At 34.8% G+C, this 26,362-nt stretch carries 28 protein-coding genes and 1 other annotated feature; of the genes, 26 read left to right on the forward strand and 2 right to left on the reverse strand.

The annotated features are described in order from the left end of the window. Window positions 1–206: 206 nt before the first annotated feature. The 10 genes from pheS (at window position 207) to FRX52_RS01725 (ending at window position 9,722) form a co-directional block, all read left to right on the forward strand. Entirely contained in the window at window positions 207–1,247 is a 1,041-nt protein-coding gene (gene pheS / locus FRX52_RS01680) for a phenylalanine--tRNA ligase subunit alpha (protein ID WP_146538267.1), read from the forward strand. A gap of 8 nt (window positions 1,248–1,255) precedes the next feature. Further along, entirely contained in the window at window positions 1,256–1,765 is a 510-nt protein-coding gene (locus FRX52_RS01685) for an N-acetyltransferase (RefSeq protein WP_146538268.1), read from the forward strand. Between the two features lie 23 nt (window positions 1,766–1,788). Next, window positions 1,789–4,197: a phenylalanine--tRNA ligase subunit beta gene (gene pheT / locus FRX52_RS01690; protein WP_146538269.1), complete on the forward strand. Its 2,409-nt coding sequence runs from the start codon at window positions 1,789–1,791 to the stop codon at window positions 4,195–4,197. A 149-nt stretch (window positions 4,198–4,346) separates the two neighbouring features. Beyond that, on the forward strand, window positions 4,347–5,222 hold the full coding sequence (gene mvk, locus FRX52_RS01695) for a mevalonate kinase (protein WP_146538270.1): 876 nt from the start codon (window positions 4,347–4,349) through the stop codon (window positions 5,220–5,222). Continuing rightward, window positions 5,204–6,148, forward strand: a complete 945-nt coding sequence (gene mvaD, locus FRX52_RS01700; RefSeq protein WP_146538271.1) for a diphosphomevalonate decarboxylase — start codon at window positions 5,204–5,206, stop codon at window positions 6,146–6,148. Before mvk ends, mvaD begins: the two co-directional genes overlap by 19 nt. Beyond that, on the forward strand, window positions 6,141–7,142 hold the full coding sequence (locus tag FRX52_RS01705; RefSeq protein ID WP_146538272.1) for a phosphomevalonate kinase: 1,002 nt from the start codon (window positions 6,141–6,143) through the stop codon (window positions 7,140–7,142). The genes mvaD and FRX52_RS01705 overlap by 8 nt, the downstream gene beginning before the upstream one ends. Then, complete coding sequence (gene fni / locus FRX52_RS01710) at window positions 7,139–8,149, forward strand: type 2 isopentenyl-diphosphate Delta-isomerase (protein WP_146538273.1); 1,011 nt, start codon at window positions 7,139–7,141, stop codon at window positions 8,147–8,149. The genes FRX52_RS01705 and fni overlap by 4 nt, the downstream gene beginning before the upstream one ends. Before the next feature lie 17 nt (window positions 8,150–8,166). Further along, the gene (locus FRX52_RS01715; RefSeq protein ID WP_146538274.1) at window positions 8,167–8,625 is read left to right on the forward strand and encodes a hypothetical protein; all 459 of its coding nucleotides are present in this window, start codon (window positions 8,167–8,169) and stop codon (window positions 8,623–8,625) included. Window positions 8,626–8,718: 93 nt separating this feature from the next. Next, on the forward strand, window positions 8,719–9,177 hold the full coding sequence (locus tag FRX52_RS01720; RefSeq protein ID WP_146538275.1) for a hypothetical protein: 459 nt from the start codon (window positions 8,719–8,721) through the stop codon (window positions 9,175–9,177). Between the two features lie 86 nt (window positions 9,178–9,263). Beyond that, a complete protein-coding gene (locus FRX52_RS01725) occupies window positions 9,264–9,722 on the forward strand; it encodes a hypothetical protein (RefSeq protein ID WP_146538276.1) in 459 nt (152 codons plus the stop codon). Between the two features lie 82 nt (window positions 9,723–9,804). Here the strand turns inward: FRX52_RS01725 and FRX52_RS01730 are convergent, their stop codons facing one another. Both FRX52_RS01730 and FRX52_RS01735 read right to left on the reverse strand, forming a co-directional pair. Then, window positions 9,805–11,082, reverse strand: a complete 1,278-nt coding sequence (locus FRX52_RS01730) for a hydroxymethylglutaryl-CoA reductase, degradative (protein WP_146538277.1) — start codon at window positions 11,080–11,082, stop codon at window positions 9,805–9,807. A 1-nt stretch (window position 11,083) separates the two neighbouring features. Further along, window positions 11,084–12,253 carry a hydroxymethylglutaryl-CoA synthase gene (locus tag FRX52_RS01735; RefSeq protein ID WP_146538278.1) on the reverse strand — a complete coding sequence of 390 codons (1,170 nt, stop codon included), beginning with the start codon at window positions 12,251–12,253 and terminating at the stop codon, window positions 11,084–11,086. A 186-nt stretch (window positions 12,254–12,439) separates the two neighbouring features. On the opposite strand from FRX52_RS01735, the gene FRX52_RS01740 reads away from it, so the two are divergent. The 16 genes from FRX52_RS01740 to FRX52_RS01815 all read left to right on the forward strand — a co-directional run bounded on the left by FRX52_RS01740 (window position 12,440) and on the right by FRX52_RS01815 (window position 26,355). Beyond that, complete coding sequence (locus FRX52_RS01740) at window positions 12,440–13,279, forward strand: thymidylate synthase (protein ID WP_146538279.1); 840 nt, start codon at window positions 12,440–12,442, stop codon at window positions 13,277–13,279. A gap of 13 nt (window positions 13,280–13,292) precedes the next feature. Continuing rightward, complete coding sequence (locus FRX52_RS01745; protein WP_146538280.1) at window positions 13,293–13,796, forward strand: dihydrofolate reductase; 504 nt, start codon at window positions 13,293–13,295, stop codon at window positions 13,794–13,796. An 8-nt stretch (window positions 13,797–13,804) separates the two neighbouring features. Continuing rightward, window positions 13,805–13,978, forward strand: a complete 174-nt coding sequence (locus tag FRX52_RS01750; protein WP_146460428.1) for a hypothetical protein — start codon at window positions 13,805–13,807, stop codon at window positions 13,976–13,978. A gap of 26 nt (window positions 13,979–14,004) precedes the next feature. After that, on the forward strand, window positions 14,005–15,216 hold the full coding sequence (gene clpX / locus FRX52_RS01755; protein WP_398586610.1) for an ATP-dependent Clp protease ATP-binding subunit ClpX: 1,212 nt from the start codon (window positions 14,005–14,007) through the stop codon (window positions 15,214–15,216). Window positions 15,217–15,225: 9 nt separating this feature from the next. After that, window positions 15,226–15,822: a ribosome biogenesis GTP-binding protein YihA/YsxC gene (gene yihA / locus FRX52_RS01760; protein ID WP_146495335.1), complete on the forward strand. Its 597-nt coding sequence runs from the start codon at window positions 15,226–15,228 to the stop codon at window positions 15,820–15,822. A gap of 85 nt (window positions 15,823–15,907) precedes the next feature. Then, window positions 15,908–16,036: a sequence feature (ribosomal protein L10 leader region), on the forward strand. A gap of 26 nt (window positions 16,037–16,062) precedes the next feature. Next, window positions 16,063–16,563: a 50S ribosomal protein L10 gene (gene rplJ, locus FRX52_RS01765; protein WP_146460434.1), complete on the forward strand. Its 501-nt coding sequence runs from the start codon at window positions 16,063–16,065 to the stop codon at window positions 16,561–16,563. Window positions 16,564–16,634: 71 nt separating this feature from the next. Then, window positions 16,635–17,003: a 50S ribosomal protein L7/L12 gene (gene rplL, locus FRX52_RS01770; RefSeq protein WP_146460436.1), complete on the forward strand. Its 369-nt coding sequence runs from the start codon at window positions 16,635–16,637 to the stop codon at window positions 17,001–17,003. Window positions 17,004–17,459: 456 nt separating this feature from the next. Beyond that, on the forward strand, window positions 17,460–18,194 hold the full coding sequence (cas6, locus tag FRX52_RS01775) for a CRISPR-associated endoribonuclease Cas6 (protein ID WP_146538281.1): 735 nt from the start codon (window positions 17,460–17,462) through the stop codon (window positions 18,192–18,194). 1 nt (window position 18,195) lies between these two features. Then, window positions 18,196–19,281, forward strand: a complete 1,086-nt coding sequence (locus FRX52_RS01780; RefSeq protein WP_146538282.1) for a hypothetical protein — start codon at window positions 18,196–18,198, stop codon at window positions 19,279–19,281. Further along, entirely contained in the window at window positions 19,278–20,786 is a 1,509-nt protein-coding gene (gene cas10, locus FRX52_RS01785) for a type III-B CRISPR-associated protein Cas10/Cmr2 (protein WP_146538283.1), read from the forward strand. The genes FRX52_RS01780 and cas10 overlap by 4 nt, the downstream gene beginning before the upstream one ends. A 5-nt stretch (window positions 20,787–20,791) precedes the next feature. Beyond that, window positions 20,792–21,826 (forward strand): hypothetical protein, encoded by a 1,035-nt coding sequence (locus FRX52_RS01790; RefSeq protein ID WP_146538284.1) that lies wholly within the window; start codon window positions 20,792–20,794, stop codon window positions 21,824–21,826. Between the two features lies 1 nt (window position 21,827). Beyond that, a complete protein-coding gene (locus tag FRX52_RS01795; RefSeq protein ID WP_146538285.1) occupies window positions 21,828–22,499 on the forward strand; it encodes an RAMP superfamily CRISPR-associated protein in 672 nt (223 codons plus the stop codon). A 9-nt stretch (window positions 22,500–22,508) separates the two neighbouring features. Next, a complete protein-coding gene (locus FRX52_RS01800; RefSeq protein ID WP_146538286.1) occupies window positions 22,509–22,895 on the forward strand; it encodes a type III-B CRISPR module-associated protein Cmr5 in 387 nt (128 codons plus the stop codon). After that, window positions 22,885–23,685, forward strand: coding sequence for a type III-B CRISPR module RAMP protein Cmr6 (gene cmr6, locus FRX52_RS01805; RefSeq protein ID WP_146538287.1), 801 nt, complete (start codon window positions 22,885–22,887; stop codon window positions 23,683–23,685). Before FRX52_RS01800 ends, cmr6 begins: the two co-directional genes overlap by 11 nt. Beyond that, window positions 23,682–25,847 carry a hypothetical protein gene (locus tag FRX52_RS01810; RefSeq protein ID WP_146538288.1) on the forward strand — a complete coding sequence of 722 codons (2,166 nt, stop codon included), beginning with the start codon at window positions 23,682–23,684 and terminating at the stop codon, window positions 25,845–25,847. The genes cmr6 and FRX52_RS01810 overlap by 4 nt, the downstream gene beginning before the upstream one ends. Window position 25,848: 1 nt before the next feature. After that, complete coding sequence (locus tag FRX52_RS01815; protein ID WP_146538289.1) at window positions 25,849–26,355, forward strand: hypothetical protein; 507 nt, start codon at window positions 25,849–25,851, stop codon at window positions 26,353–26,355. The last annotated feature ends 7 nt before the right edge of the window (window positions 26,356–26,362 follow it).

Genomic DNA, 26,362 nt, shown 5'->3' on the forward strand with positions numbered 1-26,362 from the left:
AGTAACTAAAGGGAACTTGTTAGGGAGTGTAAGCCGTGACTGAAAGCTTACTCAAGGAAAATTTAGCCAATTCACTCACATCAAAGATCAAACAAGTAAGGTCTAGCTTTATGTTAGATAAAAACGGATGGTACCGCGTGTCAACGCTCCGCTTAGGAGTTTTGGCACGTTTTTCTTGTTTAAGCCACTAAATATTTGGAGGAAATATGGATTTACAAGCACAACTAGAAGAGTTAAAACGTAGCACGCAGGAAAAATTAGCTGGTATGACTCATAAACATGCCCGTGATTTGCAAGACTTACGCGTACAGGTTTTGGGCAAAAAAGGTAGTTTAACAGAGCTTTTAAAGGGCTTAAAAGATTTGCCAAATGAGCTGCGTCCTGCTGTTGGTAAACAAGTCAATGAGGTGCGTGACCTTTTGACGACAGCCTTTGATGAACGTGTTAAATTAGTTGAAGAAATGGCGATTCAAGCTCAATTAGAGCAAGAAAGTCTTGATGTGACCTTGCCAGGTCGCAAACAAAATCTAGGACACCGTCATGTTTTAACGCAGACCTGTCAAGAAATCGAAGATATTTTTCTTGGTATGGGCTATCAAATTATCGATGGTTTTGAAGTTGAGAAAGATTACTACAACTTTGAGCGAATGAATTTACCAAAAAATCATCCAGCTCGTGACATGCAAGATAGTTTCTATATTACAGAAGAGATTCTACTTCGTACACATACCAGTCCTGTGGAAGCTCGTGCCATGGATCTACATGATTTTAGCAAAGGACCGTTGAAAATGATTTCGCCAGGGCGAGTTTTCCGTCGTGATACCGATGATGCCACACATAGCCACCAGTTTCATCAGATTGAAGGGCTTGTTGTGGGAGAAAAGATTTCAATGGCAGATTTGAAAGGCACTTTATTGATGATTAGTCAAAAAATGTTTGGTAAAGATCGTGAAATTCGTCTGCGTCCGTCTTACTTCCCATTTACAGAACCGTCTGTTGAAGTGGATGTTTCTTGTTTTAAATGCGAAGGCAAAGGCTGTTCAGTTTGTAAAAAAACAGGATGGATTGAAATTCTCGGTGCAGGGATGAGTCATCCAAGCGTCTTAGAAATGAGTGGTCTTGATAGTAACAAATACTCTGGCTTTGCTTTTGGAATGGGACTAGAACGAATTGCTATGTTGCGTTATGGAATCAATGATATTCGTGGTTTTTATCAAGGAGATAGTCGTTTTTCTGAACAATTTTAGGAGTTGAGATGATTGTTAACGTTTTAGAAAAAGATGTGTCAATATTAAGAGAATTGGCAATGGAAACCTTTGCTGATACTTTTGGAGAGTCAATCAAAGACGAAGATTTACAAACTTACTTTGCAACAGACTTATCTTTAGACACCCTATCATTAGAATTAAGAAACCCAGAATCTCAATACTACTTTATACTTGTCGATCATCAACCTGTTGGTTTTGTCAAAGTCAATCAAGGTTCTGCCCAAACGGAACAAGAGTTAGACAATGCCTTTGAAATTCAACGTTTATATGTGAAAAAAGGCTATCAAGGGCTAGGATTGGGTAAAAAATTATTTGAATTTGCTTTAGATTTAGCTAAAGCGTCTGGTTGCGACTGGGTATGGCTAGGGGTTTGGGAGCATAATTATAAAGCGCAAGCTTTTTATACCAAGTATGGTTTTGAAAAATTTAGCCAACATGAGTTTATCACAGGAGAAACCGTTGATATTGATTGGTTGTTACGCCGACCTCTCAAATAACTGTATTAAAAGAAAGGAAAAAAATGCTAGTAAATTATAAATGGTTAAAAAACTTGGTTGATATTGACGTATCAAGTCAAGACTTAGCAGATAAAATGTCAACAACAGGAATTGAAGTTGAGGGAGTTAGTCAGGCAGGAGCTGGCCTATCAAAAATCGTGGTCGGTCAAGTTGTTACTTGTGAAGACATTCCTGATACTCATCTTCATCTTTGCCAAGTGGACACAGGAGATGATGAACCACGTCAAATTATCTGTGGTGCTCCTAATGTTGAAGCAGGAATTAAGGTCATCGTAGCCCTTCCTGGTGCTCGAATTAAAGATAATTACAAGATCAAAAAAGGAAAAATTCGCGGTTTTGAATCATTAGGGATGATTTGTTCATTGAGTGAGTTAGGCATTTCTGATTCTGTCGTTCCGAAATCTTATGCTGATGGTATTTATCATTTGCCACTTGAAGCCAAGGTTGGAGATGATGCCCTTGCCTATCTTGATTTGCATGATGAAATTATCGAATTATCTATCACGCCTAATCGTGCAGATGCTCTTTCTATGCGAGGAGTTGCTCATGAAGTTGCAGCTATTTACGGTAAAAGTGTCAAGTTTCCAAAACGAGATGTTACTGAAAGTGAAAAATCTGCCAGTCAAGTCCTTTCAATTGCTCTTGAAACTGATAAAGTGCCATTTTATTCAGCACGAGTTATTGAAAATGTCAAGATCCAACCAAGCCCACAATGGTTGCAAAATCTCTTGATGAACCAAGGCATTCGTCCAATCAACAATGTGGTCGATGTGACTAACTATTGCTTGCTTTATTTTGGTCAACCTATGCACGCCTTTGATTTTGATAAATTTGAAGGACAAACGATTGTACCACGTCAAGCCAAAGCAGGTGAAAAAATAGTTACACTTGACGGGGAAGAACGTGAATTAGTTAGTGAAGATATTGTCATCACTGTTGCAGAGAAACCAGTTGCCCTAGCTGGTGTTATGGGAGGAGCTAATACTGAAATTGACGATAACTCTCAAAGAGTGGTACTAGAAGTCGCAATTTTTGAAAAGCAATCTATTCGTAAAACAAGCAGTCGTCTGGGCTTACGCTCAGAAAGTTCAGCTCGTTTTGAAAAAGGTGTCAATCAGGCTGATGTTTATGACGCATTAGATTTTGCCGCTAGTTTGTTAGCAGAACTAAGTCAAGGACAAGTATTGGCTGGTCGAGTCGAAGCAGGTCAACTCGATTTAGAACCAGTTGACGTTTCAACTGATTTAGACTATGTCAACACGCGCTTAGGAACAGATTTGGCTATAGATGACATTAAAGCTATTTTTGCTCAATTAGGCTTTGATTTTACAGCTAATAATGAAAAAGAGTTTACAGTTTCCGTCCCAAAACGTCGTTGGGATATTAGTATTCCAGCTGATTTGGTTGAAGAAATTGCTCGTATCTATGGCTATGATAAGTTGCCAACTAAATTACCAGAAACAGATGGCACAATTGGAGAATTAACTCAAATGCAAAAACTGCGTCGTCAAGTACAAACGGTGGCAGAAGGCTTAGGTTTATCTGAAGTCATTACTTATTCTTTAACGACACCTGAAAAAGCGATTAGTTTCACCCCACAACCTAGCCAATTAACTGAATTAATGTGGCCAATGACTACTGAACGTTCCGTTCTTCGTCAAAATATGATTGCTGGTATGTTAGAAACACTAGCTTATAATGTCGCTCGTAAAAATACCAATCTGTCACTTTATGAACTTGGTCGTGTTTTTGAACAAACAGGTCATGTAAAAGAGGAGTTACCAACTGAGTTGGAGCATTTTGCCATGGCTTTAACAGGTCTAGTTCAAGATAAAGATTTCCAAACACAAGCAGTTCCTGTTGATTTCTTCTATGCGAAAGGAATGATTGAGGCCTTGGCTGAGAAATTAAATCTAACATTTGATTTTGTAGCTAGTCAAGAGTTAGCAGAGCTACATCCAGGTCGTACTGCCTTGATTTATTGTCAAGATCAATTAGTTGGTTTCCTAGGTCAAGTACACCCACAAACTGCTAAGACCTACAATATTCCAGAAACCTATGTGGCTGAAGTAAATGTTAGCCTGTTAGAGCAATTGTTACCTAACAATAAGACCTTTACCGAAATTACTAAGTATCCAGCTATTTCTCGCGATGTGGCACTCTTAGTCAAACGTGAAATAACTCATGGTGACATTATCAAAGCCATTGAAAAAGCGGGAGTCAAACGTCTGACAGCGGTTAAACTCTTTGATGTTTACACAGGACAAAATATTGATTTGAATAAAAAATCAATGGCCTATAACTTAACTTTCCAAAATCCAGAAGTGAGTCTGACAGATGAAGAAGTATTCAATTATATGAATAAGATTGTTAAGTCACTCAAAGAAGAACTAGATGCCGAAATCCGCTAGTTAAAATAACTGCTGAACCGAGCTTAACCGCTCGGTTTTTTGTGATACAATAATAAGAACAAGGAATATTTCTATTTTATAGTTCGTAGTCGCATTTTTCGAGCTTTTATATTAAAATAGATAAGATCATATATAAAGAGAATGTAACAATGAAAGAACGTCTAGGAGTGGGAAAATCCCACAGTAAGATTATTTTAATGGGAGAACATGCTGTTGTTTATGGCTATCCAGCTATTGCACTTCCCCTAACCGATATTAACGTCACTTGTCAAATCAAACCAGCTTATCAAAGTGTTCCTCAAGCAGAAAATAGTTTGGCACGAGCTATCACTTTAGCCAAGGATTATTTAGGAAAAACAGAGTGTCAATTACGTTATGAATTGGTGTCACAAGTCCCAGAAAAAAGAGGTATGGGGTCTTCGGCAGCTGTTAGTTTAGCAGGAATACGAGCTGTTTTTGATTATTTTCAAGAGGAGTTACCAGACCATGTTTTGAGCAATCTAGCAAATCAAGCAGAAAAAATAGCTCATAGCAATCCTAGTGGCTTAGATGTTAAAACTTGTATGAGTCATCAAGCTATTAAATTTATTAAAAACCAAGGTTTTGAACCACTATCAATCGATTTAGATGCCTATTTAGTTATTGCTGATACGGGTATTCATGGTCATACCAGTGAAGCGGTACAAAAAATCGCAGATTTAGGAAAAAAAGCTAGTCCTTACTTAGAGCAATTAGGTGATTTAACCTTAACTGCTGAAAAAGCCATTAAAGCTAAGGAGTTAGAGAAACTTGGTCATAGTATGACGAAAGCTCATAAACAACTAGCCCAATTAGGTGTGTCTTGCGAGGTTGCGGATTATCTGGTTGAAAAAGCTCTAGCCTATGGGAGCTTAGGAGCCAAAATGAGTGGTGGTGGCTTGGGTGGTTGTGTCATTGCCCTTATAAAAAATAAAACAAACGCTCAAAAATTGAGCCAATATCTCAAAAAAGAAGGAGCTTGTCAGACATGGATTCGAAATCTGTAAGTGTCAAGTCTTATGCCAATATTGCCATTATCAAATATTGGGGAAAAGAAGATGCCCAAAATATGGTGCCTGCGACCAGCAGCATTTCTTTAACGCTTGAAAACATGTACACTCAAACACGCTTGACTGCCTTGGATTCCAATGCTTCAGCGGATCAATTTTATATTGATGGTATTTTGCAAAATGATCTTGAACATCAAAAAATCAGTCAAATTATTGACCGTTTTCGTCAAGATCAACCTGTTTTTGTTCGTGTTGATACTAGTAATAACATGCCTACTGCAGCAGGCTTGTCATCAAGTTCTAGTGGGTTATCAGCCTTGGTTATGGCTTGTAATGATTTTTTTAAAACTGATTTAAGTCGAGCCGAATTGGCCCAAGAAGCCAAGTTTGCTTCTGGTTCATCTGCTCGTAGTTTTTTTGGCCCTTTGGCAGCTTGGGATAAGGAAACAGGTGCTATTTATCCAGTTAAGACAGATTTGAAATTAGCCATGATTATGTTGGTGTTAAATGATCAGAAAAAATCAGTCTCTAGTCGTGACGGTATGAAACGCTGTATGGAAACTTCAACAAACTTTTCTGACTGGATTGAGCAATCAACTACTGACTATAAGATGATGTTAGAATTTTTGGCAGCCAATGAGTTTACAAAAGTTGGTCAATTAACAGAAAAAAACGCTTTGGCGATGCACGCAACGACTACAACTGCCCAGCCAGCTTTTTCTTACCTAACTGAGCAATCGTATCAGGCTATGGCCTTTGTAAAAAATTTACGTCAAGAGGGACACGAGTGTTATTTTACAATGGACGCTGGACCTAATGTTAAGGTTCTTTGTCTAGAAAAAGACCTTGATCAGTTAGTGCCACTCTTTGAAAAACACTATCGTATTATTGTGTCTAAAACAAAGGATTTGCCTAATGACTAAAACCTATCATGTGACTACAGGAGGTAAGTTATATTTGGCAGGTGAGTATGCCGTTTTAACACCTGGTCAAACTGCCTTGATTAAATATATTCCTATTTTGATGGAGGCAACCATACAAGCCAATCCAGATTATCAGTTGTCATCTGATCTATTTGATTATAGTGTCGATTTATATCCAGATAAACAGTATGCCTTGATACAAGAAACCGTGTCGATTGTCAATGATTACCTGGTAAAATTAGGGCACACGCTTTCTCCTTTTCGTCTTCGAATTTCAGGTAAATTTGAAAAAAATGGTAAAAAAATTGGTATTGGATCTAGCGGTAGTGTGATTATCCTAACCATCAAAGCTATGGCTGAATTTTACAAAATCCATCTTTCAGCAGATTTACTTTTTCGTTTGGCCAGCTATGTGCTTCTAAAACGTGGAGATAATGGGTCTATGGGCGATTTAGCTTGTATTGCCTATGAAGATTTCATTGCTTTTACTAGCTTTAATCGTCAGAAAATCAGAGAATTGATTGCTGAAAACGAATTATTAACAGTTTTGACGGCAAATTGGGGGTATCAGATTAGACCAATTAAGGTAACACTTCCTTGTGAATTTTTAGTTGGTTGGACAGGAACACCTGCGATTTCCAAAGACATGATTGAGTTAGTTCAAGCGTCAATTAGTTCAGATTTTCTTGAACAAACTCAAATTGCGGTTGAACAGATTGAGCAAGGCTTAAAAAAGGCTGATCAAGAACTGGTTAGTGCTGGACTAAAAATAGCTGGGCAACTATTGGAAAAACTTCACCCTGCTATTTATTCAAAGACTTTACAAGATCTGGTTGGAGCAACAAAAAATCTCACGGCAGTTGCTAAAAGTAGTGGGGCTGGTGGAGGTGATTGTGGCGTGGCCCTAACTTTTGATACAAAAAGCAGTTGCTATTTGATTGAAAAGTGGCAGCAAGCTGGAATTGAGTTATTATGGCAGGAGGTGTTAGCATGACCAATAATCGTAAAAATGACCATATTCGTCACGCACTCGCTTATCAATCACCTTATAATAGTTTTGATGATATGGAGCTCATTCATTGTTCCTTACCAGATTATGATTTGGCAGAGATTGATTTATCTACCCATTTTGCAGGCCATGATTTTGCTTATCCATTTTATATCAATGCCATGACTGGTGGCAGCGAAAAAGCAAGAATTATCAATGAAAAATTGGCTCAAATTGCTGAAACTTGTGGGATTTTATTGGTGACAGGCTCTTACAGTGCTGCCTTAAACAATCCTTCTGATGCTTCTTTTAAATTGAAAAAGGAGAATTCTGATTTACTCTTAGCAACTAATATCGGCTTAGATAAATCATATCAAGCCGGTTTACAAGCCGTTGAAGCCTTGCAACCTGTCTTTTTGCAAGTTCATGTCAATGTCATGCAAGAATTGTTAATGCCTGAAGGCGAGCGACAATTTTCACACTGGAAAAACCATTTGGCAGAATATGTGAAAAATATCCCTGTACCAGTAGTCTTAAAAGAAGTCGGTTTTGGCATGGATGTTAAAACAATCCAACAAGCTTATAATTTAGGCATTAAAACCGTTGATATTTCAGGGCGTGGGGGAACTAGTTTTGCCTATATTGAAAACCAACGCAGTCAAAGGCGTCATTACCTAGACCAGTGGGGACAATCAACCGTTCAAGCCTTACTAAACGCTCATCACTTGTCTGATAAGGTGGAGCTATTGGCTAGTGGAGGCATTCGTCATCCCCTTGATATGATTAAGGCCTTGGTCTTAGGAGCTAAAGGAGTCGGGCTATCTCGACCTATCCTAGAACTTGTTGAAACAAAAGACGTAGCAGAAGTGATTGAGATTATCCAACAATGGCAAGGTGACCTAAAACGCATCATGTGTGCCTTAAATTGTCGCACGATTGAAGACTTAAAAACCATTGATTACTTACTTTACGGCAAGTTAGCAGCAGCCAATCCCAATCATCAACATCGTTAAACAAAGGTTAAATCAAAATGATATTAGATGAACAATTAAGAGACTATCATGATCAAATGATTATTGCCTCTAGTAGATATGTTAATCATTTAGCCAACTGCATTTATATTTATTATGTTTCTGAAAGATATTTGTTAAGTTTTGATGTTTTTTACAAGATTGATGACAAATATGTTGAAAGAGGGGAACTCAATCAAGTTTTATCAGATATTGAATTTATTGATGAATCTGATGAAAAACAAAATATTTTATTAGATTCATGTTTAGAACTCATCAAAAAAATAAGGAAGCATTATGCTGAATTGGGAAAACCTCCTCATACAGAATGTTTCATGATTTATGATGTTGACAATAATAAACTAGATATAGACTATATTTATGACGCTCGCTATGAAACACGTCCTGATCATATTCATATGACTCCTGAAGAAGAATTTGATAAATGGTTTGATCAAGTCAAATCACAAGGATTGTAAAAGCTAATAAATCTAAACTCTCTTGGGATAGTATTCCAAGAGAGTTTAGTAAATTATGATATAATTTCTTTTAGATAGCTTAGGAGAAAGTATATGACATTACAAACAAAACTCAAAACCATTGAAAAACAGATGATTGATTTAGCATTAGATTTTGCAAATCACCAAGTGGATGGTATTTATATTTATGCTGTTTTAGAACGAACAGTACAAAGTTTTGATGCTTTTTACCGTATTCAAAATAATTACGTAGAACGACATTTTTTAAATGATTTTTTAAGTTCAGACTATCAAATAGATAAATCAAGTGATTATCAATTTGAATTTTTAGAAGATGGTTTAGATTTAATTTTTAAAATCATTGATTTACATCAATCAAGCGATAGCCCCTATCTAACTGAATTATGGGTAATCTATGACCATACATCAAATCAATGGCAAACAACCTATAGCTATGAAGCTCGTTATGAAAAAGCTCCATTGCATGTCCAAATAACACCATACGAAGAATTTTACAAATGGTTTGATCAAGTCAAATCACAAGGATTGTAAAAGCTAATCAATCTAAACTCTCTTGTGATAGTATTCCAAGAGAGTTTAGTAAATATCATTTCTTTGAGATAGCTTAGGAGCAAACAATGACTTTAGAAACAAAACTCAAATCCATTGAAAAACAGATGATTGATTTAGCATTAAATTATGCGAATCATCAAGTAGATGGTGTTTATATTTATTGTGTAACAGAAAAATATGTACAAAGTTTCGATCTTTTTTATCGAATTAAAGACACTTATATTGACAGGCATGAGTTAAATCATTTTTTTGATACAGATAAGCAAATAGATAATTCTTCTGATACCGTCTTTGATATGCTTACAAAAGGTCTTGAGTATGGAGAAGATTTACAACAATTATGTTTGAGCTATGAACAATCCTATCCAACAGAGTTATGGATTATCTATGACCATACCTCCAAGCAATGGCAAACAACCTATAGCTATGAAGCTCGTTATGAAACACGCCCTGATCATGTTCACATGACACCATATGAAGAAATAGAGAAGTGGTTTGAGCAAGCCAAATCACAAGGATTGTAATTTTGTATAATCACAGAAAAAGTCTTATTAAAAAATAAGACTTTTTCTATTAACTAGTTTTTAAATGCTCTTACTAAATCCTTTAACTAGAATGTTGTCGCAGTTTTTCTAAAAGAGCAGAAGCCGTATCAAGATTCATGTGTTTTTCTGCTAGTAATTGTTTGACAAGAGGCGTCACTTCCTTGTCTTCAGCTCCTGCCAATAGGGCTAATGATTTGGCGTGTAATTTCATGTGACCATCTTGAATACCTGTATCAACCAAAGCCTTTAAGGCAGCAAAGTTTTGAGCTAGACCAATAGACACGACAAGTCTAGCCAATGATTTGGCGTCAACTTGCCCAAGTATATCATGTGCTAACTGAACACTAGGATTTAAGCCAATGGATCCCCCCTTACTAGCCGTCGGCATAGGTAGGGTCATTTCTCCCACGAGTTGCTCTAGCTCAGCCTCATAGATCCAAGTGCTCAAGCCCTGGTAGGTCCCCTTATGACTGGCATAAGCATGTCCTGCCGCCTCAATCGCTCGCCAATCATTTCCTAAAGCCATAATCAGAGCATCAATCCCATTAAAAATCCCTTTATTATGAGTGGCTGCTCGATAGGGGTCGAGCTTAGCAAACTGACTCGCTAAAACGATTTTTTGGGCAATTTCTTTAGCTTTTTCCTTATTACGATTCAAAAAACGTAAATCAATAGCACACTTTGCCGTGACCAAGGATTCTGTCGCATAATTAGACAAAATTGCCATTAAAGACTGACCTTGACTAAGGTCTACTAGTGGTTGTTTCAGGGCTTCCATCATCGTATTGACCATATTAGCTCCCATAGCTTCTTGGGTATCAACGGTGACAAATACGGCTAAAAAGGATTGTTCATCTTGATAGGTTTCAACTGACAAATCACACGCTCCACCACCACGTTTGACAATAGAAGGATAGGCTTGATTAGCAAGCTCTAATAAGTCAGATTTATTGGCTAAAATTGTCTGACTGGCAATAGCTAAATCAGGAACATCATACAAAATCACCTGTCCAATCATTTGGCGGTTGTGCAAGGTCGTTTCAAAGCCCCCCGAACGCTTAATGATTTTACTAGCAAAGCTAGCGGCTGCAACCACTGAAGGTTCTTCTGTAACAAAAGGCACTTGATAAACGTGACCATCTACCATAACATCTGGCACCAAACTAAATGGTAGGCTAAATTGACCAAAAACGTGTTCTGCCATTTGATTGGCCACAGTAAGTGGCAGTTGTTGATTAGTGGTTAAAATATCACGACTTTGGTCAGAAAGATGAGGCAACTGCTTCATCAGTTCTTGTCGTTCTTGGGGTGTTTTTTTAGCAAATCCAGTCCAGTTCATCTTAGTCCACCTTGCTATACTGTCTTTGGTGCTGCTCGATACCAGTTAATCTAAATGTATTGGTTTGGTGCTCTGCAAAACTAGTTGAGCCATTTTCATCTAACTGAGCCTGTTCAAAGAAAAGCTGTTCATACTCAGAGATAGACAAAGGAGTACGTTGATCTAAGTCATCTTGTCTAGTCGATGAGAGTTGATTGTTAAATCCTTCAACTAAAAGCCCACTAAAAATTTCAGACACAGCACCGCTGCCATAGCTGAAAAAGCCAAGACGGTCACCTGCTTGTAGTGTTTTTGCATTTTCCAAAAGAGAAAGTAATCCCAAGTACAGTGAACCGGTATAGATGTTTCCGACTTGCTTGCTATAAGCGATCGAATGCTCAAAATTTTCCTTTAATTGTTCTTGATGAGGTAAAGCTAAGTCTTTTGTCATCAATTTGTTTAAACCCTTGAGTGCTAGTTTAGGGAAGGGAAGATGGAAACAAAAAGCCGTAAAATCAGCTATGGTCAAACCAGTACGTTTTTGATACTCTGCCCAAGTAGTTGTCAAAGAATCTAGGTATTGCTTGGTCGAATACATGCCATTGACAAAAGGAACGTCTGAATAATTTGGACGCCAAAAGTCCATGACATCTCTGGTTTGAGCAACATTATCATCTTCAAAAGCCAGTATTCGTGGATTGGCAGTGACCAACATAGCAAGGCTTCCTGCTCCCTGAGTTGGCTCGCCTGCTGATTGAATACCATATTTGGCAATGTCACTAGCAATGACCAAAACACGAGAAGTTGGCGACTTTTCAATGTGTAATTTAGCATAATTGAGAGCAGCAGTGGCACTATAACATGCTTCTTTCATCTCAAAACTTCTAGCAAATGGTTGAATGCCTAACAACGCATGAACATAAACGGCTGCCGCTTTACTTTGGTCAATACTAGACTCCGTCGCCACAATCACCATGTCAATTTTTTCTTTATCATCATCAGTGAGGATACTTTGAGCTGCACTGGCCGCTAACGTCACAATATCTTCACTAATTGGAGCAATGCTCAATGCGTCTAGCAACAAGCCTTCGCTATATTTGGCTGGATCAACCTCTCGAGCCATAGCCAGTTCTGTCATTTTTAATTGATATTTTGGGGTTGCAAAACCGATTTTATCAATGCCGATTAGCATGATTTTATCTCCTATCTTATTTAGGTTTATCTTTATTTAGTTGCTCTTAATTCTAACATAAAAAAGCCCATTTGCCATTGAAAAAACTTCGAGATGTCAAGCTAATTGGTAGCTATCTTTTTTACTGGATTTTTTGATTTAATTTAGGTAAAATAACTAGAAGTAATCAATACAAACGAGGTAATCATGACAAAAGCAGATCAGATATTTCAAGATAATATCAAAGAAATCATGACAACAGGTGTCTTTAGTCAACAAGCTCGTCCCCAATATAAAGATGGACGTGTTGCTCATTCTAAATATATCACAGGTGCTTTTGCCCAATATGATTTGTCACAGGGCGAATTTCCCATCACCACCTTGCGTCCTATTCCGATAAAGTCGGCTATCAAGGAAATTTTTTGGATTTACCAAGATCAGAGTAACGACCTGTCACTATTAAATGACAAGTACGGGGTCAAGTATTGGAATGATTGGGAGGTTGGCAAAACGGGTACTATTGGTCAACGTTATGGTGCCGTCGTTAAAAAGCATGACATTATCAACAAACTGCTAAAACAACTCGCAGAAAATCCTTGGAATCGCCGTAATGTGATTTCTCTTTGGGACTATGAAGCGTTTGAAGAATCAGAAGGGCTTTTGCCTTGTGCCTTTCAGACCATGTTTGATGTGCGTCAAGTTGAAGATACCATTTATTTAGATGCCACGCTTACTCAAAGAAGTAATGACATGTTAGTTGCTCATCACATCAATGCCATGCAGTATGTGGCTTTGCAAATGATGATTGCCAAACATTTTGGTTGGCAGGTAGGAAAATTCTTCTATTTTGTTAATAATCTCCACATCTATGACAATCAATTTGAGCAAGCAGAAGAACTATTACGCCGCCAACCAAGTCAGTGTCAACCAAGATTGGTACTTAATGTTCCAGATAAAACCGACTTTTTCGCGATCAAACCAGAAGATTTTGAGTTGCTGGACTATGACCCAATCAAACCACAGTTAACATTTGACTTGGCAATTTAGAAATGAGGCCTTGATGACAAAAAAAATAAGTGCTATTTGGGCAGAAGACAACAAGGGACTAATTGGCAAAGAGGGTCGCCTACCTTGGCATCTTCCTAAAGACTTAGCTCATTTTAAAGCCATAACAAGTGGACAGGCTATTCTAATGGGACGAGTTACGTTTGAAGGTTTGGGAGGACGTCCCTTACCCAATCGAACGAATTTAATTCTTAGCCGAGATAAGACATTTCAAGCTCAGGGCGTACAGATACTTCATTCCGTAGAAGAAGTTCTTGAATGGTTTGACAAACAAGATAAGAACCTCTATATTGCTGGGGGCAGTGAGATTTATCGCTTGTTTGAACCTTATTACGACCGGTTGATAGTAACCAAGGTAGATGGAGAATTTGACGGAGATACCTATTTTCCAAAGCTAGATTTAACTACCTTTGAGCAAGTATCAGATGTATTTTATGAAAAAGATGAAAAAAACGCTTATGATTTTCATGTAGTTGTTTTAGAGAGAAATAAGGAGTAATTTTTAGGATGCAACGAAGTGTTTTCGGTGTCTTTACCGCCTTTTTGTGTGGCATTTGTGTCTTATGCGCCCTAGTAGCTATCAAGAAAAAACGCTATGGATTAGGGACTTTATTCTTATTAAATGCCTTTACAAATCTTGTCAACACCATTCATGCCTTTTATGGCACATTATTTAATTAGGAAAGTGAAAAATGTCTGGAGATACGATGACTGAAATTGTTAATTGTTCATTTTGTGGTAAAAATCAAAATGAAGTGAGAAAAATTGTTGCAGGTAAGCATGTTTATATCTGTAATGAGTGTGTTGCCTTATCACAAGAAATTATCAAAGAAGAGTTGGCAGAAGACATTCTAGCCGACTTGGCAGAAGTGCCAAAACCAAAAGAATTGTTAGAGATTCTAAATAACTACGTTATTGGACAAGACCGAGCTAAACGTGCCTTGGCTGTTGCCGTTTACAACCATTACAAACGAATCACCTTTACAGAAAGCCGGGAAGACGATGATGTCGATTTACAAAAATCAAATATCCTGATGATTGGCCCAACTGGTTCTGGGAAGACCTTCTTAGCTCAAACCTTGGCCAAAAGTTTGAATGTTCCTTTTGCTATTGCAGATGCAACGGCCTTAACAGAAGCAGGCTATGTAGGAGAAGATGTCGAAAATATTCTCTTAAAACTCATTCAAGCAGCAGATTATAATGTTGAACGTGCGGAACGTGGTATTATCTACGTTGATGAAATTGATAAGATTGCCAAAAAAAGTGAAAATGTTTCAATTACTCGTGACGTATCAGGTGAAGGAGTGCAACAAGCTCTTTTGAAAATCATTGAAGGAACTGTTGCCAGTGTTCCACCTCAAGGTGGGCGCAAACACCCTCAACAAGAAATGATTCAAATTGATACCAAAAATATTCTCTTCATCGTGGGTGGAGCTTTTGATGGCATTGAAGATATTGTCAAACAACGTTTAGGTGAAAAAGTCATTGGCTTTGGTCAAAATAATCGCAAGATTGCTGACGATGCCTCTTATATGCAAGAAATTATCGCTGAAGATATCCAAAAATTTGGACTGATTCCTGAATTTATCGGTCGATTACCAGTAACAGCAGCTCTAGAGCAATTAACGGTAGATGACTTGGTTAACATCTTAACTGAACCTCGTAATGCCTTGGTTAAACAATATCAAACCTTATTATCTTATGATGGTGTCACGCTAGAATTTGAACAAGCTGCTCTAGAAGCGATCGCTCAAAAGGCTATTGAACGCAAAACTGGCGCGCGTGGTTTACGTTCAATCATTGAAGAAACCATGCTAGACATCATGTTTGAAGTGCCAAGTCAACAAAATGTCACAACGGTACGAATTACCAAATCAGCCGTTGAAGGTACTGATAGTCCTATCTTAGAAACGGCATAGGTGAGTTGAATGAATGAAGTTTATTTGAATACCCATAATGCGACTATCCAACTCAGTGCTGCCAATAAATCTCATTATCCCCAAGATGATTTGCCTGAAATTGCATTGGCTGGTCGTTCAAACGTCGGTAAGTCCAGTTTTATTAACACCTTATTAGGTCGGAAAAATCTGGCTAGAACGTCCAGTAAACCTGGAAAAACTCAGTTACTCAATTTTTATAATATTGATGATAAGCTACGCTTTGTCGATGTCCCAGGTTATGGCTATGCTAAAGTTTCCAAAGCCGAACGTGCCAAATGGGGAAGAATGATTGAAGAATATCTGGTCACAAGAGATAATCTAAGAGCCGTGGTTAGCTTAGTCGATCTTCGCCATTTGCCGACAACCGAAGACGTTCAAATGTATGAATTTCTAAAATATTACGAAATTCCAGTCATTATCGTCGCCACTAAGGCCGATAAAATTCCCCGTGGTAAGTGGAATAAACACGAGTCTGAAATCAAGAAAAAATTAGATTTTGATAAAAATGATACCTTTATCGTTTTTTCATCAGAAACCAAACAAGGTTATGATCAGGCTTGGGATAGTATTTTAGAGCAATTATGAAAACTTCCTAATTTTTTAGGAAGTTTTTTCAAAAAATAAATAAAAATCCTTGACAGCTTTTACAAAGAATGATATGATAATAGAGGTTTTAAAATAAAACTGACCTAAGACAGTAGGTGAGCCTAGCTCGTAAATCCTACCGAGGCACAAAACGTGATATTTATGAGCGTATTGTACTTTCGTGTCTGGGTTTAGGCACTTTTTTTGTGCCTAGCCAAAATAAAAACGGAGGTAAAACTAATGAGTCAAGCAAGTATTGCTAAAAAAGCAGAATTGGTTGAAGTTGTTGCTGAGAAAATGAAAGCAGCAGCGTCTATCGTTGTGGTTGACGCACGTGGATTGACTGTAGATCAAGATACTGTTCTACGTCGTAATCTTCGTGAGAGTGGTGTTGAGTACAAAGTTATTAAAAACTCAATCCTACGTCGTGCTGCTGAAAAAGCTGGTCTTGAAGGTATGGAAAATGTCTTTGTAGGACCAACTGCAGTTGCATTTTCAAACGAAGATGTTATCGCACCTGCGAAAATCCTTAACGATTTCTCAAAAACTGCTGAAGCCCTTGAAATTAAAGGTGGTGCAATCGAAGGTGCTGTTGCTTCTAAAGAAGAAATCGTTGCCCTTGCGACATTGCCAAACCGCGAAGGACTTCTTTCTATGCTTCTATCTGTACTTCAAGCACCAGTTCGCAATGTGGCGTACGCGGTCAAAGCGGTTGCAGAAAGCAAAGAAGGTGCTGCTTAATTATAAGCAGTTTGGTAGCCTAGTGTTACCACAATTATCATATTTATAAAACATATTTGGAGGACATTACAATGGCATTGAACATTGAAAACATTATTGCTGAAATTAAAGAAGCTTCAATCCTTGAGCTTAACGATCTTGTAAAAGCTATCGAAGAAGAATTTGGTGTAACAGCTGCTGCTCCTGTTGCAGTTGCTGCTGCAGGTGGTGCTGATGATGCTGGTGCTAAAGATTCATTCGACGTTGAATTGACATCTGCTGGCGACAAAAAAGTTGGCGTTATCAAAGTTGTTCGTGAAATCACAGGTGAAGGCCTTAAAGAAGCTAAAGCTATCGTTGACGGTGCACCATCTATGCTTAAAGAAGGTGTTCCTGCAGCTGAAGCTGAAGAAATCAAAGCTAAACTTGAAGAAGCAGGAGCTTCAGTTACTCTTAAATAATAGAGTATCACAATTTGATTACGAAAACCTAGTAAATCAAGGTTTTCAAGTCGCTTAGGGCGATTAAAATCGTGGGAATAATTTTTATTCTCTACCCCCCCCAACAAAGATAAATCTTGTTGGGGGGTTTTTAGATTCATAATTTAAAAAAATAAATTCAAATTCTCTCTTTCAAAAAACTAAAAAATAATTGTATAATTTAAGTAATGAACATCATTCGATTTATTAATCTACTATTTTTATCATTATATTTGTGGTTTATTATTTACTTTGATAAGATGTAAATATAATGATAGAATTAAAGTTTTACTAAAATCCTCTATCTAGATTATCAATAAACTATTTAGACTATGCAAACAGGCCTAAACTTATTACTAAATCTATCCAGTAAAATAATTAACGTTTAATATTTAAATATTCATATTATAATAAAATGAATTTAGAAAGGATAAAAATATGAGACTAGTTTTAACAATAACATCTCAACAAAACATTAGATTACCATTAGCTCATCATCATATTTTGCAAAGTTTTATCTATTCTCTTTTAAGCCATAATAAAGAATTTTCACAAAGAATACATGATAAGGATTCTAATAGGGACCGACCCAATTTTAAATTTTTTTCTTTTTCACAATTATATGGCAAATATCAAATTATAAATAAAGAAATTATATTTACTCCTCCAATTTATCTTGAAATTAGTACAATTGATAGTGACCTTTGTCAAAATTTACTCACAGGAGTATTATTATTTAAAGAAGCTAAACTAGGTATGCATAAAGTTTTTATTAATCATTATCGTGTTTTAAAAGAACAACTAGCTCAAAGCTCTTATCATATTCAAATGATTTCACCAATAACTGTACATTCTACTCAAAATAAACATACAAAATTTTTTAATCCTTTGGAAACAGATTTTGAAGAAGCTTTAAATAGTAATTTTAGAAGAAAATATAAAGCTTTTTATAATAAGCATATAGAAGATACCTTTACAATCAAACCACTCGATTTTTCTTTAAAAAATAAGATAGTAACTATTTATAAAAACTATTATATCACCGCTTGGAAAGGTAAATATGAACTCACAGGTGACCCCTATATTTTAAATTTTTTATACAAAGTAGGATTAGGAGAAAAAAATTCGATGGGGTTTGGATTGTTTAAAATTATATCGAAGAAAGGAAAATAGTATGTTAGAATTTCAAGGTCCTAAACTAACTGTAAATCTATATTGTCATGCTCCGATGTTACATTTTCAAGGAAAATTATCAAGTAATATCACTTTGAGAGCCAGTGAGGTTAAACCAAAATTAGATCAATTCATTATTAAACAAGTTAATGAACATAAATTAAAAGAGTATTTTTTAAGAAACACCAAATCTTTAAATTATAAACTAAGTTTCAAACTTAATAAAAAAAATAAAGAGGAAAATGAAAAATCTCCTATGTATTATGGAAAAGCAGAAAATATGAAATTAGTGACTACTTTTCCTGTTATGGAAATTATTTGTTTTGATAAAGGATTACAAGCTCTTATTATAGACTATATAGAAGATTTTTTTATTGCAACAAATTTTGGAACTGTACAGGGCAAAGGACATGGTAGTTTTACAATTGGAAAACCATCAGAAGATAAAATTATTAAAACGTTGACGTCTGTTTATCATGTAGATACAATCTACCAGTTGAAAAATACTGATAAGGCTTTAGAAAATATCAAAAATTTTTATCAATTAACAAAGAGTGGTATTAATAATAAAAATTATCAACGTAGTTCATTATTTTACTACATGCATAAAAAAGGAATTGATAATGAAAAAGCTGAGTTAAAACAAAAACGAATAGTAAAAATTTATGGTACTTATCGAAAAACTCAATATCAAACTAACAAAAATCCTAAATTTGTACGGGCATTATTAGGACTAGGCGCCTTTATTAGGTTTAAGTCAGACGTGGTGCTTATAAAAAATAAATATAATAAATATAATAAATATAATAAACAAATTGAACGTTTTAATTCTCCCTTATTCTTTAAAATTATTAGCGATAATATTTATATTATCCCTCGAACTGATTCAATCCATTTAATTTTAAAACAGTCTTTTATTTTTAAAAATAAAGAGAAGTCAATTACATTAAAAACTCCAGATGAATTTGACTTGCATGATTTTTTAAGCTATGCTGTGAAACAATATAATCAACATTGTCAGAGATTATTTGATAAAACACATAAAATTGTTCCTGTACACACTCAACAAAAGGAGAATTATAAATGAAATATATCGGTATAACTACGGGACCTATTTTTAAAACGATTAAAGAAGCAATATCTCCTACGGGTCTTTGGTATGCTAGTAAATTTTTTTCAGAAGTAACTAAGACACTTTGTGAACATATCGTTTATCATTGCCCAAAAGCTATCATTTTTTCACCTTATTTCTTAGAAGTAGAAACACAAGATGACGGTATTGGAAAATATCATGATCGTATTTTATTCACTTCTCCTAATATTGAGATAACTGTTTTAGATGAAATAGTTGAGAAAACAAAATCTAAAATGGTATCTTATTTAACTGTTTTTAAAGATGTAGATACGGCTCAAATAGAAAATTTTTTATCAGATTATTTACAAATTAGTTTTTGTATATTTGATGAAAAAGAATTAGATGGTAAAAACATTATTCTCACCCTCAATAAATCTTTAGATGCACTCGAATTGATGGCGACCTCTAAAATAGCAGAAGACATCAATTATTTTGAACGTCTGTTTGTAGGTGAAGATAAGAAGCGTAATATCTATGTTCAATCTAGTCTTCTTTATCAACAAATAGCAAAGAATGAAAACTTTTTATGGCAAGAAGGCAAGGGACATTTTCGTTCCATCACTGATATTGCAAGAGGTGATACGGAACATTCACTGCCTTATTTTACAGTTGTTAATTCTGATGGAGATAAGTTTGGAAGATTACTTACACGTATCTGCCAAGAAGATGATGAAAACATATTACCTTTGGAACAACAAGTCGATCGTATCTGCCAATTTTCTAAGGCTTGTTTAAATTATGCTAAACGAGCAGCTCAAATGATTAATAATAGAGGTGGTATGACCATTTATGCGGGTGGTGATGATTTACTATTTTTATCTCCTGTAAAACCTGTACTTTCTATATGTCAAGAATTACAACAGATATTTTGGACAGTTTTTACTGACAACCCAATATTTTCAGAGAAATTATTAAAAGAATTAGAAGTTAGTCTTTCCTTTGGCATTAGTATTCACTATGAAAAATTTCCACTCTATGAAGCAATTGAGGAGTCTATCCAACTCATGTATAAAGCTAAAAATCATGGTGGAAATCAAATAAAAGTCAATATTACGAAACATAGTGGACAAGCCATCACTCTAAGTATAACTAACAATAGTCTCAAACATTTGATACAATTTATTAATGTCTCTCATCTTTCAGATGAGATATTGCAATCTCTTGCTTATAAAATAAATAATTTATCAACCCTATTTTATACGATTTTTGAACAAACTTTAATACAAAAGTGGAGTGATAAAACCTTTGTCAATATATTTTGTAATTATTTTGATAATCATGATCAACTAGATTTTAGGGAATATCTAGAAAATGTTTTATTGATGTATTATCATTATTATTTAACAAATGACATGAAGCTAGGAGAATCAATTGATAAACAACTTATAGAAGGCCATGTGAATAATTTACAATCCATTCTTTCTATAATAAAATTTTGGAATGCTAGTCAGGAGTAAATGAGATGCATAGAACTTATTTAGTTACGTTCAAACCTTTGGAAAATTATTCATTTGGTGGTGAGAGACAGTTTGTTTTTGAAGGTAGTCAAGAACAAACAAGTTATTCTCCTTATTTTATCAAAACCAATCCTTTTCCAGAACAATCAACCATTTTTGGAGCTCTTAGGTACCATGTCCTAAATCAAGAAAATCTCATCAAAGCTAATTTTAACTACTCGACAAATGACCAAGAAAAAATGAGTTTATTAGTTGGAAAAGAAAGTTTATCGCTCAATAAAGAATGTCAAGATTTTGGAAAAATTCTTTCACTTTCTCCAATTTTTATATTAAAACACAACAAAGAAATTATTGTGCCTACTCCTTTTAATAATAAGCATAAAAAAATGTTTTCGCCTATGTTAAGAGATACTCCTGTTTGTACAAGTTTTGGACGAATAGCTTTACCTAATCACAATGATTTTGATATAAAAAATGGGCATGGTAGTGATTATTATAATATCAGTACTGGTCAATTAGAAACATCTATCTTTTCAGAAAAGGTTATGATAGGAAATCATTTAGGTGCGGAAGATGATGCGCTATTTAAACGCCAGGTTCATTCTATGAATAAGTCGTATGAATTTGCTGTCTTTCTTGATTATGATGGTGAATTAACAAATGGTTTTGTTCGATTAGGTCAAAAAGGTAGTTTATTTGCTTTAAATGTTATCGAACAAGAGAATAATTTATCTGCATTAGTTAAGGCACATTTTGAAGAAAATACCCCTAAAGGAACTTCCTTTCATTACGCCTTATCTGATATTATTATCAACCAAAATATTGATTTCGATGACTTTTCTATCATTGAAGAGAAAACAATCCGTCATCTTAAAACATCATGGTCTAAAAAAGGTACTGTCAAAGCAATCAATCGTCAACAAAAGAAAACTTTACTTTATCGTAGTGGTAGCATCTTTTATGGGCAAGTTAAATTATCTCGTCAATATGCTTCTAAAGCAGGTTACAATTGCATTATATTAGTGGAAGGAAAACAATAAAATGAAAGCTAGAATTTTTGTATTAGAATGTTTAACCAATTTACATGTTGGTAGTGGAGAAGTAAATTATAATATTATCGATAATCAAGTTGCTAGGGATGCAGTTACTAAGTTTCCAACAATAAATTCTTCAGGAGTAAAAGGAGCTCTACGTGTCTATTTTGAAGATCAAAAAATTAAACCGGATATTATCAATCAGATTTTTGGCCAGGAAGGAAAAGAAACTAGCCAAGGACAATTAAAAATATTAAGTGCTAATCTATTAGCCCGCCCTATTCAAAATGAAAAAAAAGGAGAGCCTGCTTATAAAATGATTTCTCCTAATACGGCAAATAATGATTTCATTGAGGCTCAAGAAAATTTTGGAATAAAAAATAGAAAAGAAGCTACAGATTATAAACAGATAAAGACAAGAGAAGACTATGAATTTTTAGAATATGATTTACCAGTTATTGCTCGCAATGTTTTAGATGAGCAAGGTATTAGTAAAAATTTATGGTATGAAGAAGTCGTGCCACATAAAAGTTTATTTTATTTCACTGTTGTCTCAACCATAAATGACACGAATTTATTAGATTGTTTTGAATTAGTAGTAAAAGACAAAGTCATTCAGTTTGGTGCTAACGCCTCTATTGGATATGGCTTATGTAAAGTAATTGATGTTTTACAATAGGAGGCGATTATGAATAAGAAAAAAGTAGATCAACTAATCCCCATAGCTTATGATGTATTGTCAAAACAAGAAGTACTTTCACCTGAATTGAGAGGTTATATTTCAACTTTTGGAGCAGCAATTACAATGGGGAGCCTATTGGCCGCTGTAGCTTTTTACAGTAGTAAGGGGGCTTCAAAAGGACGTCATGTCCTACCAAATTTGATATTGAGTGTCCTAAAAGAAGTTGACCACACAATAACAGAAGAAACTTTGTTTGATTATGTTAATAATCAATTTAAAAATCAGAATAAAGAAAATAAAGAAATCCAAAATGCTATCTTACATGCAACTATCGCCATTAAACTTGCTCTAAATTTATTTTTAGAACCGGAGAAAATATCACATGACACATAACCAAACTAATGTAAGAAATCAGCAAAACGGCAGAACGCAAGGGAAAAAAGGCAATAATACTTTCTTTAGTTTTGACTCATCAAATATGTCTTACATATTTTATCATGAGTATTTCGAAGAAAAAAAAGATATAGATTTTACCCAAAAAAATAAGGCTTTAGAGCACTTTAATCAATTTGATTATAGCAGTTCTCCCGTAATTTCTTGGAGACAATTAGACCATTACTTGTGTCTTACTCTAAAAACGGTTTATCCTGGCTTATTGATTGGTACTGGTTATCCTCATATTTTAAATGAGAAAGGGGTTATTAAAGCTGGATTTTCTTTTGATTATGTTACAGGACTTCCTTATGTACCTGGTTCATCTCTAAAAGGATTATTAAGACATTATTTCCCAAAACATCACACAGACTCTATAAAAATAGATTATATTAAATCTGCTCTTCCTAGCCTCAATCAAGAAGAAATCTTGGAACTTGTTGATTTAATTTTTGAAGGTAAAGACGTTTTTCTAGGAGCTTTTCCTTCTGATAAGAATAAAGAAAAAAAGATATTAGCTCAAGAATATATTACTCCTCATCGTTCACCTATAAAAAATCCTATTCCTATTAACCTACTAAAAGTTAAAGATGATGTCTTTTTCGAATTTGGATTTATGCTAAAAGATTCTTACCTCTCATCCGATAAAATTGTAACTGCCAAAGACAAGTTAACTATCTTTCAAATGATTTTGATAGATATGGGAATCGGCTCAAAAACTAATACAGGTTTTGGACGGTTAGAAAAATGAAGCAATTTGAATTATGGTTGGATGAAAGTGGTAAATTTGATGAAACCAGCAATAGTAAAGAATTATATTCATTTGTAGGTGGCGTTCTTGTCGATAAAGAACAAATAAAACATATTGATTTTTCTTTACTGTTAAATAATAGTCAGTATAATCATGCAATGACCCTCTCTCCTAAGCAAAAAAAACAATATGTTTTTCCAAAGCTGATTGAATTAAAAAAACAAACTAATGCGCGTTATGTTTATTTTGAAAATATTGAATATCTAGGAACGGGAGATAATCGTGAGCTTTATTTACAAGTTATGGCAGAAGGTCTTTTACAACTCGTTCAACTATTAGAAGCCAAATATGGAAATGTTCATCTTAATATTACAATTGCTAGTCGGGTTGCTCAAAAAGATGGACAAGATTTTGTGCATATTAAGGAAGAAGAGTATTCTCAAACTTTCCGTGAGGTGTTGAAACAACGTAAAGAACGAAATGAAATTGCTATAACTCATGGAAGTCAAGTACACTTTCATTTAGAAAGAGCGACACAATCTCAAAAATTGATTATTGCAGATTTTGCTTCAAACACTAGACGAATTTATAAAAGACAAATTTTTCGTGATGCTAATTCACGATGTCTATTTGATGAGATTTTTTCAGATGTTTTAACTTTTTCAATGTCTGAATTATCGTCTGACGTAAAAATCAGAATTTTACTCGCGCAAAATGATATATCAGAAGCCTTAATGGAAGTTTTTCTTTCTCCTACTTTATCTAAAAAACAGGATTATTTGCAATTAGTTGTTAGTCGAATGGAGCATCTTAGTTATCGTATCTTGAAATCTCAATTAAAGCAGTTGAGTTCTGAAATTTTATCATTTATTGCTCGTCAAGATGATTATCAAAAAAACATTCAAATTCTAGAGGAATTTGAATACCAACTAATTCCTTTCTTAAAAACTAAAGAATTTCCATGTGAAGTTTTAGAATTCGAAGTTTTATTACAATTAAGCGATATCTATTTACGAAGTGGTCAATTATTACCAGCTAGACAAATATTAGAGAAAGCTTTAAAATTATTGAAAGAAGTTGGCTCTACTTTAGAAAATCTCTTTATCTTGTATAGAGTCATGGAAAAAATTTCTGTTTTGTACATAGATAGTTTCCAATTTCATCAAGCGGCTAGTTTAATGGAAGAAGTTCGTCATATTTTTAAGAATACATTAAACAATATAGAAGATTTTCCCTTAATAGCCACTTATTTTAATACCTTAAAATCAGAATATTATGGGGATGTGCTTTGCATGGAAATTTATGCAAAATTATTCTTATTACCACAGTATCATAATGATGATAATTGGATACAAGAGATAAGATTACTATCTGATGAAGCTTTGAAGCATTACCCTAACTTTGAAGGCGAATTAGAGCGTCATTATCAATATCGTAGTCGATTAGAAGCCTCTGTTTCGGAAGAGCCACTTCCTGCTCTTAATTGGTTAATAAAGGCTGCTTTATATCATCATGATTTAACAGCTGATTATTCTGAAGAAACCATTAAACAATTTTGGGACAGGATACTTCAACAAGAAACAGAAATTAGTCAACTATTTTATCTGATGTACTTCAGTATCATAATTGATCGTTCTAGTAAATACGATCCTAATTTTGCTGATAAACTATATGAACAATTACTCAATCATGAGATTAGTCACTTACTTTTTCCAGATTCTTCAAAGAAAGATTATTATTTAATTAAAAGAGATAAAGTAGCAGATTATCATCCCAAAGAAATTATTTATTGGAATCTTGCTAATTATTATGTCAAAAAAGAACTCTTTAAAGAAGCATTAACATTTTATGATTGTTCTTTAAACATTTGTGAGAAAAAGAAAGCAACTATCACCTTACAATTAAGAATGATTGCAATACTTGCTGCTAGGGCCTCTGTCGAAGTTCGATTAGGAAAAACAGCTGCCTCTTATAAAAAAATATTTTCTCGCTTAACGTCTTTGAAATCTAGAATTGGGCAAATCGAAAGTTCGCAAGACTTATCTTTGATTAAGACTATGGAATTGTTAGACAAGTGGGAGGGGGATTTGCTAAAGTGCCTACCTCAATCAGATGATTTTTCAGAACAATTGTGGGCTTTTTCTCAAAGATGGAGGTATTGATATGTATCGCTTTATTATAGATGCAGAAACTGATGGTTTATATGGTCAACTTTTAACTCTCGCTGTTTTGATTAGTGATACTTCAGGAAATGTCATAGAAGAATTTTATGCTGGCTTACCTCACGCCTTAGACAAGGTTACTAATCATTGGGTTAAAGAACATGTTCTTCCTTATGTTAACGACTATCAGGCATTTGATTGTAAAAATGATTTACTTAATGCTTTTTGGCAACTTTGGTTGAAATATCACAATCAGGAAACACTTTGCTTTGTCGATGTTGGCATTCCTGTTGAAGCTAGCATTTGGCATCAAGTTATCCAATTAGATGTAGAAAATCGTACTTTTCTAGCTCCATTTCCTATTATAGATATTTCTAGCTTATTATTAGCAAAAGGATACAATCCTTTAATCTCTAGACAAGAACTTGTACCAAGCTTTAGTGGTCATTTACATAATGCTTTAGATGATGTGAGATTAGCCAATGCTGTCTTAACAAAAATTTTATAAGGTGAAG

This window comes from Streptococcus sp. sy018 (assembly GCF_007859185.1).
Taxonomy (GTDB): domain Bacteria; phylum Bacillota; class Bacilli; order Lactobacillales; family Streptococcaceae; genus Streptococcus.